Source organism: bacterium (assembly GCA_030697645.1).
Taxonomy (GTDB): Bacteria; Patescibacteriota; Minisyncoccia; order Phycocordibacterales; family VMGT01; genus JAUYPI01.
The window spans coordinates 1-11,600 of sequence record JAUYPI010000019.1; the positions used below are offsets into that span (position 1 = coordinate 1).

The 11,600-nt window shown below is 54.7% G+C and carries 11 protein-coding genes; 7 read left to right on the top strand and 4 right to left on the bottom strand.

Features of this window, described 5'->3' with window-relative positions; all coding sequences use genetic code 11:
- Positions 1-242: 242 nt before the first annotated feature.
- Together Q8R39_04760 and Q8R39_04765 are read left to right on the top strand one after the other, a co-directional pair.
- Positions 243-1,373: an AAA family ATPase gene (locus tag Q8R39_04760; protein ID MDP3735700.1), complete on the top strand. Its 1,131-nt coding sequence runs from the start codon at positions 243-245 to the stop codon at positions 1,371-1,373.
- A 15-nt stretch (positions 1,374-1,388) separates the two neighbouring features.
- Positions 1,389-2,249, top strand: coding sequence for a DUF58 domain-containing protein (locus tag Q8R39_04765; protein ID MDP3735701.1), 861 nt, complete (start codon positions 1,389-1,391; stop codon positions 2,247-2,249).
- 117 nt (positions 2,250-2,366) lie between these two features.
- On the opposite strand, the gene Q8R39_04770 is transcribed toward Q8R39_04765, so the two are convergent.
- Genes Q8R39_04770 through Q8R39_04785 form a run of 4 tightly spaced genes read right to left on the bottom strand, consistent with a single transcriptional unit; the run spans position 2,367 to position 6,412 of the window.
- The gene (locus Q8R39_04770) at positions 2,367-2,615 is read right to left on the bottom strand and encodes a hypothetical protein (protein ID MDP3735702.1); all 249 of its coding nucleotides are present in this window, start codon (positions 2,613-2,615) and stop codon (positions 2,367-2,369) included.
- A gap of 20 nt (positions 2,616-2,635) precedes the next feature.
- The gene (locus tag Q8R39_04775; protein MDP3735703.1) at positions 2,636-4,411 is read right to left on the bottom strand and encodes an Ig-like domain-containing protein; all 1,776 of its coding nucleotides are present in this window, start codon (positions 4,409-4,411) and stop codon (positions 2,636-2,638) included.
- A 48-nt stretch (positions 4,412-4,459) separates the two neighbouring features.
- Positions 4,460-5,923 carry a cysteine--tRNA ligase gene (gene cysS / locus Q8R39_04780; GenBank protein MDP3735704.1) on the bottom strand — a complete coding sequence of 488 codons (1,464 nt, stop codon included), beginning with the start codon at positions 5,921-5,923 and terminating at the stop codon, positions 4,460-4,462.
- 9 nt (positions 5,924-5,932) lie between these two features.
- Positions 5,933-6,412 (bottom strand): response regulator, encoded by a 480-nt coding sequence (locus Q8R39_04785; protein MDP3735705.1) that lies wholly within the window; start codon positions 6,410-6,412, stop codon positions 5,933-5,935.
- 95 nt (positions 6,413-6,507) lie between these two features.
- On the opposite strand from Q8R39_04785, the gene Q8R39_04790 reads away from it, so the two are divergent.
- The 5 genes from Q8R39_04790 to Q8R39_04810 all read left to right on the top strand — a co-directional run bounded on the left by Q8R39_04790 (position 6,508) and on the right by Q8R39_04810 (position 11,462).
- On the top strand, positions 6,508-6,900 hold the full coding sequence (locus Q8R39_04790) for a response regulator (GenBank protein MDP3735706.1): 393 nt from the start codon (positions 6,508-6,510) through the stop codon (positions 6,898-6,900).
- A 162-nt stretch (positions 6,901-7,062) separates the two neighbouring features.
- Positions 7,063-7,446: a response regulator gene (locus Q8R39_04795; protein ID MDP3735707.1), complete on the top strand. Its 384-nt coding sequence runs from the start codon at positions 7,063-7,065 to the stop codon at positions 7,444-7,446.
- A gap of 92 nt (positions 7,447-7,538) precedes the next feature.
- The gene (locus tag Q8R39_04800) at positions 7,539-9,311 is read left to right on the top strand and encodes a GspE/PulE family protein (protein MDP3735708.1); all 1,773 of its coding nucleotides are present in this window, start codon (positions 7,539-7,541) and stop codon (positions 9,309-9,311) included.
- Positions 9,312-9,441: 130 nt separating this feature from the next.
- The gene (locus Q8R39_04805; GenBank protein MDP3735709.1) at positions 9,442-9,858 is read left to right on the top strand and encodes a response regulator; all 417 of its coding nucleotides are present in this window, start codon (positions 9,442-9,444) and stop codon (positions 9,856-9,858) included.
- 26 nt (positions 9,859-9,884) lie between these two features.
- Positions 9,885-11,462, top strand: coding sequence for a type II secretion system F family protein (locus Q8R39_04810; GenBank protein ID MDP3735710.1), 1,578 nt, complete (start codon positions 9,885-9,887; stop codon positions 11,460-11,462).
- Positions 11,463-11,600 lie beyond the last annotated feature (138 nt).

Sequence of the window (11,600 nt, forward strand, 5' to 3'; positions counted from 1 at the left end):
GACTACCTCGTGTTCTACAATACGAAGCGAGTACACTATGCGTTCAAGAATAAAATGACACCGCTCCAGTTTCTGCTATCATGGAGGCCGACCGAGGCGTCGAGATTACCCGCAGAGTGCAGAGATGGGTGGCCTCATACAGCATCTTGACGGGGCGCAGCGTAGCGCATACGCTTCGATACAGAAGAGACTGTCTTTGACAGAGAGTCGCCTACATAAAAAAAGGAACGAGGAGTACATACATGATCACCCGTAAAGACGCAGAGCGATTCGTGTTGCCAGAATTTGGCATGGATCCGAATTTTCCAGAAGAGGCCGAGTGTAGCGCGGAGCATGCGCGCCACCTCCTCCAGGTCATCTGGCCCCAGAAGTATTCGTATGACAGAGTTCTCGTCGCGCAGGAGCCGATGCGCAATGCAACGCTGATGGGTATGTTCGCGGTTGGCGATACCGATCTTGACCATCTCGGTCCCGGGCACGTCTTTTATTTGGGGCTTCCTGGTACCGGGAAGACCCTTTTTGCAAAAGTGCCGGCGAAAGTGGTGCGAGCAAGCACCGCCCGGTTCCAGGGGACACCTGATGCGCTGCCGAGTGATTTCACCGGCAATCGGATCATTGATATCAGCGAGAATGACCGGCGGTACTTCAGACTGATCAAGGGCCCCGGGTTTTCTTTCATCGTCGTTCTCGACGAGATTAACCGCACCACCCCAAGAACCCAGAGCGCGTTCCTGGAGCTGATGAGTGAAGGTACTATCACGATTGCAGGAGAGACGCATACGGTACCCTCGTTCATCATTGCGACCGCAAACCCGCTCGAAAACGAAGGCGTGTTTCCGATGTCTGAAGCGCTCCTCGACCGGTTTATGTTTTTAGTGCGCGCCCATGCGTTTACCGCCGATCAGTTTACGGAGATCTTGCGTCGTTCGCATGAATTCCAAAATATTGAACTGCGAGCGGTATGTGACGAGACCGCGGTATTGAAGATCAGAGAATTTTTCTTCAATACCGTTCATGTTCCCAAAGAGGTGGAAGAGCGCATCGGCCGGTTCGCGGAAATCACTAACAGTCCACGCGCTTTCGGGTGTCTCACGGATCTCGCGGATGAGATTGACGACACGGTTATCATCTCGGGCCTGCAGGGACGCGGGGAAACTCATCTCTTGGGCGCCGCGCGCATTTTTGCCGCGATATTCAAATATCGTAATTATGTGACGCCGGACGATGTCCGCGCAGTCATGCTACCCGTTCTGCGCCACCGCATCGTGTTTCGCAAAGGCGTGCTGCGGCATTTCCGCACCCTATGGAAGCAAGACAGCATTCTCGACACGGTGGATACGATTATCAAACGGCTCATCCATGAGGCGTGGTGAGAGAGGAGTACTCTGATGCCAACTCCACCCCTGAAGAAACCGACGTCGCTTCTCCGGTTCAGGATAGACAAGGTTATCGCGGACTTTCGAGGTGGTGTGCACCGAAGCGCGGTTTCGGGAAGCGGGATTGATTTTCGGATGGTGCGCGAGTACGATCTTGCCGATCCTCTCTCACGCATAGATTGGCTTGCATCGGCGCGCCTTTCTGATGACGATACGGCACTCGTGGTCCGCGAGTATCACCCTGACCGCGAGATCGGCGTACTCTGTGCGATAGACGCCGGGAGCACAATGGAGCACCCGAGACGAAAGCGTGCATACAGCGAGGCGCTTGCCTGGCTCTTCGCGCTCTCTGCGTTCCGGTATCGCGATCGATTCGAGCTCGTGCATTTTGACGTGCGGTCGGTGCGGAGCACCGACTGGGGCAGGACGGAGACGTGGCTTGCCGATGCGACGTTTGATACAGAGCCGTCCGACCTCACTCAGTATATTGGAGCACGCCAGCTTACGAACACGCTCCTCATTGTCATTTCCGACTTCAACGAAACGACGCCTGAGTATATGCGACGATTCCGCACGCTTGACTTCGGCAGTCGGAATGTGCAGGGTGTGTTTTTTATGCTCGATGAGTGGGCGGGGTTTGAGCCAGTTCGTTTTCGCGCAGCGTTTTTTGACTCTTTGAGCAGATCAACACGTGCGCTTTCGCTGCATAGGGGAGGCCGAGCAGAGCGTGAGGCACTCTGCCAGAGCAGGTGTTTTGAGGAGCTCCGCAGGATCGCTCGGCCCCTTGATATCCCCTGCATCACCGTTCCGCTTATTTCTGCTGATCCACTTGGAATCGTCCACAAGGCGTTTTTGAGGCTTGGCCTCGAATGAGTCTAAACTGTACTCTGTTTCTAACCGCCACACGTGCCCTCGAGGCAGTGTGGCGGCTTTTAGTCATAGTCACGATTCACGATTGTAGCTCAGTGATGTGCGTTGTCTTGGTCACGGTCACATCACCGTTACGGTTGCAGTTTTTGATGTAGTGCCGCCGGTCCCTGTGCAAGAGAGGGTATAGGTTTTCGTCGTGGTGGGATTAACCACCTCGCCTCCGGAGAGAGCCCGGGCACCGGTCCAGCCGCCGGAGGCAGTGCAGGAGGTTGCGTTTGTTGTGGACCAACTCAAGGACGAGAACTCGCCTGGGGCGATACTCGTTGGGGCCGCAGAGAGCGTTATGGTGGGCAGGGCGCCTTTATTCACCGTCTTATACGAGAAGTCATTTATACCCCACTTGTTTGTTGCATCCTTGCGGTGTAGGTGGTGACGTTGCCGAGCTGGTTGGTGTTCTCGACCTCTTTCCCGCCCTGTGTCGTGCCGAGATAGACCCAGTAGTCGACAACATTCGTCAAGGAATCGGTGTAGCTGTTAGTCTTGTCCCAACGATCGGTAGATGCTGACCAAGAGAGCGTAACGCTGCTGGTGGTGATAGCGCTTGCAGACGGCGTTGAAGGGATGGAAGGCGGCGTTGCGTCAGATTGCCATTTGAAGATGGTGGTGGCATCCTTGAACACCTGGATCATGAGCGGATCGGCATCAGCCACATCCAGTTGATAAATTTCCTGATAGGGCATCACGTAATATCCGTCGGGAGTACCGTCTACACTGCCAGTATCGTTGGAGCTCCCGATTTCGATTGCGGTGCGAAGCGCAACGTCCTTTGCAGTGCCCGGAACGCTCATGGTCGTACCTCCCGCAGGAGCGATCATCTGTGCACCGAGTTTGGGACGGTATTTGGACATAAGCTCCCAAATGCTTTCGGAAGGCGGCGGGGTTTTGCCTAGACGTTTTGCCGAGAGATCCTCTCTCCAGAGCCCGAAGCGGTCCGGATACCGCGCAAGGCCGTAATTGAGAGATTCTTGGGCGACATATGATTTGCTCGGATCGAGTTGTGGCGTCATCACAATGTCCCCGACAGAGAACCATTGTATCTTGTCTGGAAACGCGTGCGCAAAGGCATCAATGTTTTGCTTGATAACGTCTATCATTTTTTGTGACGTGTACCCTAAAGCAGACCATGTTGTGGAAACGGTGCAGGAAGGGTCCGAATATGTCTTTAGGATCTGATTGTGTATGCCCCAGTTGAGCGTGATGGCGTCTCCGGCGCCGTTCACATAGCTGACCGTGTCCAGAAGATTGGCCTCGGCGAGGTGCCGCGCGAGCGCGCGCAGGAAGTTGAGCCATTTTTCATTCACCACTGGGTCCCATGGGACAGGATAGGCGCGGCAGTTCTTATCGTCTTTGAACAAGGCGTAATACGTCTGGGAGGGCCGTACCCATGACGGGTGCGGGAAGAAGTCAAGGCAATCCTGTGTGCTAGGGTTGCACCCGGATGTGATACGCACCGGCTGGAACGGAAAAACAGCCAGAGAAACCTTTTTCCCTTTCGATTTGAGCACGTTAAGATTCGCGTCAAGAGGTGTCCAGTTATATATTCCTTCCCCTGCTCCCTCAAGAAGAACCCAGCTCGCCCGCATCGCAAAACCGGTGGCGTATGTACTGCTCTCGCTGGTCAAAAATCCGTCGGCGGCGACGACATTTTGGTCAACATTGCCCAGGATATACGCCCCCGCATGCCACTTTATAAAGCCGGTGGTGAAGGTGGTGGCATAGGGAGCAGCAAGAGGCGTGGCTGTTGTGTCTTTGATTCCCGTGGTTACGGAAAGGGTGTAAGAGATGCCGGGTTTAAGATCGCCTGTCGGTGTTATCGTCACAAGAGTAGTGCCCGGGGTGTAGTTGGTGGTGAAGGGAACGGCGCTATTTCCTACCGTGGTGGCAAGCTTGATATTGGTTGTGTTTACGGATGCGGGATCAAGAGCTTCGGAGAACGTGAGCGTGGAAACCGCGCCCAGTCCCGCATTCGTGGCGTTGTTTGTGGGAAAAGCAGAGATGATGATAGGCGCTCCAGAGGCTTCTGTCTGCGCAATTTCAGTCGAGAGTGCAAAGAGACATACAATACTTATAACTCCGACGAAGAATACTTTTGTTCGCATATTCATACTACAGGGTTAGTAATTTTTTGATAAAATGTTCGTGGTGGGCCAGCCCTACGGGGCTTTTTGGAATGATATCACTGATCCCCTGGCTGTGTCTTCGATGTTGACGCCGCGGCTGTGGATAGCGGCCCGGAGCGCATCTGCGCGTGCCCAATCTTTCTCCGAGCGCGCCTTATCGCGCTCGCGAACAAGGTTTTGTACGTCCTCCGGCAGATTCTCAATAGGGACCACGGGCTCTTCGGCGAGCGCGGCGAGTTCGCCTCCGCGCTCCTTGAACCCAAGGCCGAGCACTCGGTCGAAATCAAGGAGTGCCTCGCGTTTTTCCTCGATCGGAACCGAATCATCTTTGACCATGTGCCAGAGCGCTGCAAGCGCGCCTGGTGTGTCGAGGTCGTCGTTGATACGTTCAATGAACCGATCGTTGTATGTTTGCGTAGTGCGAGTTTGCGCGAGGAGGGTCTGACCCTCCTCGCGAGGAGGGTCAGACCCTCCTCGCGCACTGACCGCATATTGACTGAGACGCGAGAGTGCGTGCTGCGCTCCCGTGACGGCTGCCCAAGTGAAATTCACGGGAGACCGATAGTGCGCGGTGAGGAGCCAGTAGCGAAATGAAAGGGGAGAGACGCCGCGAGCCGCAAGGTCGTCGAGCGAGAGGATGTTGCCGAGCGATTTCGACATCTTTCCGCCTTCAAGCAGTAGGTGCTCGTTGTGGACCCAAAAACGTACGGTGAGGAGGCCACTGCCTTCGTTCTGCGCGATCTCGTTTTCGTGGTGGATCGGAATGTGCTCAATTCCGCCGGTGTGGATGTCAATAGTCTCGCCGAGGTAGCGACGGCCCATTGCCGAGCACTCGATGTGCCAGCCCGGGAAGCCCGCGCCCCATGGCGACTCCCAACGCATGGCGTGCGCCGCATGTTCTCCCACAAGAAATTTCCAGAGCGCGAAGTCGCGCGGGTTGTGTTTGCCTCCCCGAACCGCGACTCTCGCGCCTGCCTCTTTCCCTTCGAGCGGTTGTCGCGAGAGCTCTCCGTAGCGCGGCAACTTCTCGGTGTCGAAATACACGCCGTCGTCAGTTGCATAGGTGAGGCCGCGCGCCTCAAGCGCCCGGATGAAGTCAACCTGCTCTCTGATGTGCTCAGTTGCTCTCGGGCGGTATTGGGGGGGTACGATGTTAAGCCGCTTGAGATCATCCCAGTAGAGCTCCTCGAAATGCCGCGCAACATCGGCGGGGTCTGTGCCGCTCTCGCGCGCCGCGCGCGCAACCTTATCCTCGCCTTCATCCTCATCTGAGGCAAGATGGCCGACGTCGGTGATATTGACCACATCCTCGACATCGTAGCCATCGTATCGGAGCGCGCGCTTCAGGACGTCCACGAACACCGCAGCCCGCATATTGCCGATATGTTGACGGGAGTAGACCGTTGGACCGCAGGAGTATACCCGCGCAGTCGTGCTACCCGCAGGAGCGAACTCCTCTTTCGCGCGCGAGAGCGTGTTATAGAACCGCAGTCCCATATAGGAATTTTATTTTGACAGAGTGGGCGGTGGAGACGCGGTGTTATGAGAGTGGTCGCTCGGGCGCGACTCAGCGACAAGCTGCTTCACTTTCTCGACGACTCCGTAGGGAATGTTGCGTACCTTGACGAGGTAGGTCGCAGCGCCGAGGCGTCTGTCTTTTGCTACGCCCTCGTCAGATTCAAGATCGGAGAGGATGATGATCGGAATCCCTGCGATGCTCGGATTTTGTTTTATGCGTGCAAGAAGCTCGTCACCACCCATATGGGGCATCAAGCGATCGAGGACTATACAGTCAATAGTCCCGACGTGTTCCGTGCCGGTTAAAATTTTTTCTGCAACGACGCCGTCTTCGGCGTCGAGTACGCGGTAACCGTTTTGTGTGAGCGCAATGCGGAGGATACCTCGTGTGTAGACGTTGTCCTCAACAAGGAGCACGGTGGCCCCGGCGTTTTGACTATTTTTTTCTCCCGGTGTCTCCATGCTCATGCTGCTCTATTGTACCATGTTACTAACATGCGTTCACTGTGCTAGAGTGGGATAACCTGCCGTCGTGTAGCCCATGAGGGCGACGTTCTCTATTTATGGTCGTTATACCAAAAAAGGGCACGATTTTAATCGTGGAGGATCAAGCGCCGCTTGCGCGGGCGCTCATGTTGAAGCTCCAGAGTGCGGGGTTTAATCCGGAAGTGCTGGACGACGGGCGTGAGGTTGTTGATCGCATAAAGAAAACGCACTACGACCTTGTAATTCTTGACCTCGTCATGCCGAACAAAGATGGTTTTGAAGTACTTGCAGAACTCCGCGAGGCGGATAAACGCACACCCGTCATCATCTGGTCGAATTTGAGCCAACCGGAAGATATTGCGCGTGCGAAAGAGCTTGGCGCCGTTGATTACTGGGTGAAGCTCGGCACGCCGCTTGCGGTGGTCGTCGAACGTATTGTACAACAGCTTACTTCAAAACCGCGCGTGTAGCGTTGTAATCACTCGCACCTACCACAAGACCGCTAACAGAGCCGTCATCGCGAGGAGCGAGACCCCTTCGCTTCGCTCGGGATAGGCTCCGCAATCCAGAATTGCGCCTCAATGTAATAAAACTTCGGGCACTTTCCGAAGAAGTCTAGTATACTTTATGGTATGAGCACGACTCCGCCACTTCGCCACATCATGCTCTGCGAAGACGATCTGCCTATTACACGGGCACTCGCCTTGAAGCTCACGCGGGCCGGATACCACACGACCGTCGCTTCAAGCGGCGTAGACGCGATCGAGCTCCTGGGACAAACACACTACGATCTTATCATTCTTGACCTCGTCATGCCGAACAAAGATGGTTTTGAGGTACTTGCAGAACTCCGCGAGGCGGATAAACGCACACCCGTCATCATCTGGTCGAATTTGAGCCAGTCAGAGGACGTGGCCCGCGCTCGTGCTCTTGGGGTCGAGGATTATTGGTTCAAATACAATACGTCACTCCGTGAGGTCGTGGATCGTGTACGGGCATTTTTTGCAAAGACGTAGCGTACGCAACTTCCAACGGCTAATTACTGATTTTTGATTTTTGGGAATCAGAAATTCGAAATTCGAAGTTGGAAATCGTGTAAGCTGTACCTATGGCTAAAAAACAATATGAGTCAAAAGGGGAAGACGGCGCAAAAACGGTAGAGACGGCAGAGAAAGACGAGGAACAGAGGAGCGTGGGTACTGACGCGCCCGAGACAGAGGCGGCTGCGACGGACGATACGTTTGACATAAAGGCACTATTGCTCAAGGAAAATTACATCGCCGAGCAGGATGTCGCACGCGTGGAGCAAATACTGAAAGACCATGATACGACCTTCGAGCAGGCAGTGCTCTCAAGCGGCATCTTGACGCGCGAGCTTCTGGGGCAGGCGATCGCAGAGCATTTCCATGTACCCTATGCGGATATTGAAACCAAGCAGCCTCCGCGTGAACAGGTTTTGAAAATTCCTGAAGAAGTGGCCGTGGCATTCCACGCCGTTCTCTTTGGGGAAGGGGCAGAGGAGGTTGCCGTGACCACTGATCGCCCGACAGCGCCCGGCCTCCATGAGGCCCTCGCGCCGCTTTTTGTCGGCAAAAAGGTGGCCCTGCACTACTCGTTGCCGGAAGACATTGACGTCATTTTTCGACATTATCGGAAATCGCTTGAGACGCGCTTCAGCCAGATCGTTGCTTCAGAGGAGCACGTTGCGCCGGAAATTCTTGAGGAGATTTTTGCGGACGCCCTGACGTCCCGCGCGTCTGATGTTCACTTCGAGCCGCAGGAATCAGAGGTGGTGATCCGTTTTCGTATAGACGGCGTACTCCATGACGCAGGGCATATCCCGAAAGAGTATTACGACAATGTGCTTAATCGCGTCAAGGTTGAGTCGGGCCTGCGCATTGATGAGCACTTTGCGGCGCAGGACGGTTCGATGCGCTATCGACACGAACTGCTGAAGGAAAAGCAGGTCGTTGATATGCGCGTCTCCATAGTGCCGGTTGTTGACGGGGAAAAAATCGCGGTGCGGCTTCTTTCCGAGTATATTCGCTCTCTTGCACTCTCAGAACTCGGGCTCTCTCCGCGCAACCAGGAGTTGCTTCGTACGGTCTTAAAAAAACCAGTTGGCATGGTGCTGGTGACCGGTCCGACCGGCGCAGGAAAAACGACGCTCCTCTATGCGATGTTGAAAACCATTATTCGTCCCGGAGTGAACATTACAACCATCGAAGATCCGGTTGAGTATAAAATGGCCGGCGTGAACCAAATTCAGGTCAATATCGCGACAGATCTTACCTTTGCAAAGGGCTTGCGTTCTATAGTGCGTCAAGACCCGAACATCATTTTGGTCGGCGAGATTCGCGATCAAGAGACGGCTGAAATCTCGGTGAACGCCGCGCTTACCGGCCATCTGCTGCTCTCGACATTTCATGCAAACGATGCGTCAACCGCGATTCCCCGGCTGCTCTACATGGGCATCGAGCCGTTCCTGCTCGCGTCAACGCTCGAAGTCGTCGTTGCGCAGCGGCTGCTGCGACGATTATGCACGACGTGCCGTGTCTCTGAAACGTTGTCTCCAGAAAAGATAAAAAAAGATTACCCCGAAGCGGCGGGCACGCTCCCGCATAAGCCGCTGACCCTCTATCGCGGCAAGGGGTGCGAAACCTGCCAGGGGACTGGCTATCGCGGACGTATCGCCGTATTTGAGCTTCTGGCGATCACGCGCGAGGTGCATGATTTGATTTTGACCAACCCGCCCGCACAGAAGATATGGGACCTTGCAAAAAAGCAAGGGGCGGTCTCACTGTTCGAAGACGGGATCGAGAAGGCGCTTGCCGGTGTCACGACCGTTGAGGAGGTGTTGCGCGTCGCGGCGCCGTCCTAAAAACATTACGACATTTGACATGTAACATTTGACCATTGACCACGAACGAAAACACCTGTCGTCGTCCAGTGTCAAATGTTAAAGGTCACATGTCAAATGTTACGCGATTTCGTGCTTCAATTTTTATACCATGGGGAATCAACTGACAGTCTTTTTTATTGAGGACGACCCGTATATTGCTCATATCCTCTCTGACAGCCTGGTAAAAAATGGTTTCGCGGTGATGCATGTCGGTGATGGCGAGGAAGCCCTCAAACTTGCCGACAATAGCGAGACCATGAAAACCGTTGCCATTGTGCTCCTCGACCTGCTTTTACCGAACGTGCATGGCTTTGAAGTACTGAAGCGGCTTAAGGCCAATGAAGCGTCGCGTGACATACCCGTGATTATTCTGACCAATATTGTGGACCAGGAGATGCTCAAAGAAAGTAAACGACTCGGTGCCGCGGACTATCTCGTCAAAGCAGAGTGTTCTACGAAGGAAATCATCGCGCGCATTAATGTTCTGCTTCACAGAAGCACCGACCAGGAGACTCGGAAACAGTAGACTTCTTCTCCCCTCCAACAAACCTTATGCATGCACTTGTGCATGCGCTGCGCCGTGTCTTTGGCGGCGCGCGCAAACCTGAACCTCACGAGACCACGTCCGGTAGAGCATCGCTCTCTGGAGCACGGGCGCTCGGCGCGCGTCACGGGAGGCGCTCGAGAGCGCCGCGGTTTGCATGGCTTGCCAATATCGGCATAAGCAAGGAGCGCGAGGCGTTCATGGAGAACCTCGCGATGTTCCTTGGTTCCGGCATGGGCGTCGTTGACTCGCTTGACTCGATTAAGGCGGAACTGCGCTCGCACCGTATGCGGAACGCCATAGAGGGGATCAAGGAAGAGATCGCGGCAGGTTCGACGATCTGGAAGGCGCTTGAGGGTGTACGGCTTCTTCCCGACTACATTATTTCTCTGATCCGCGTCGGCGAGGAGACCGGTCGCCTGACGGAGAATATAAAAGTAGTGGTACTCCAACAGCAAAAAGAGCGTTTTTTCCGCTCACGCATACAGTCCGCGATGATGTACCCGATGCTTATCATGGGTCTCACCGGGCTCATTGGCACCGCGATCGCCTGGTTCCTACTGCCGCGTCTTGCGAAGGTGTTTAATGAGCTTAAGCTCGAGATGCCTTTTATTACCAAGGCGCTGATCGGTGTTGGGACCTTTCTTGAGAAGTGGGGCTATATAGCCCTGCCGTTTGCGGTCGGCGTGGTGCTACTCGCCATCTATTTTCTTTTTTTTCATCCGCGCACGAAGATTGTTGGGCAGGAACTGTTGCTTCGATTTCCGGTGATCAAGCGGCTTATAAAAGAAGTGGAGCTTTCGCGCTTTGGGTTTATCCTCGGGACGCTGCTTGGCGTGGGCATACATATTCTTCACGCGCTTGATTCGCTTCACGACGCGACGAGCGTGATTCGCTACAAAAAAGTCTACCGGACGCTGCGAGAAAACATCGCCGAGGGCAACTCATTCCATAAGACATTTGAGCAGAATACATCCATCAAGCGATATATTCCGGATACGATCCAGCATTTAATTGTCGCCGCAGAGCAGTCAGGTCATCTTCCCGAGACACTGCGTAAGATCGGTGAGACATTCGGGGAGAAGACCGAGACGACGGTAAAAAACCTCACGGTGCTTCTCGAGCCGATACTGCTCATCTTCGTGTGGTCGGGCGTTGTGCTCGTCGCGCTTGCGGTGATTCTGCCGGTGTATAATCTCATTGGCGGCCTCAGCGCCTCACCCGAGGCCGGCGGTGGCCCTCCCGCCTCTGCTCCTGTGGAGCAGCCCGTACCGCCAGCCCCGAGTGAGGTACAGGGATCGGCTGAGACGGAAGAAGCTGCCGCAGCTCCGAGAGAAACTCCGCCCCCTCCGGAGGCTCGCGGCGAGAGTACACCGGTCAATGCCAAGCGCCTTGAGATCCTCGATACCGAGTTGGGGTATCTTCGGGTTCGTGACGCCCCGGCGGCGAGCGCTACGCTTATTGATCAGGTTAATCCCGGAGAGACCTACCCGTACCTCGAGATTTCAGAGGATTGGTATAGAATCGAGCTCTCCGACGGGCGTATCGGCTGGGTATCTGGCAGGTATGTTCGAGTAATCGAGTAGACTTCTTTCGAAACCCCTTTCGTGGCGAAATTTCTGATTTTTGAGCGAGACGAGGAAAGTGAGCGAAATGATTCGACGCGTTACTCGAAGTACGACGAGGATCATTTTGCGATACTTTACGAAGTCGCAGCCGAAAAT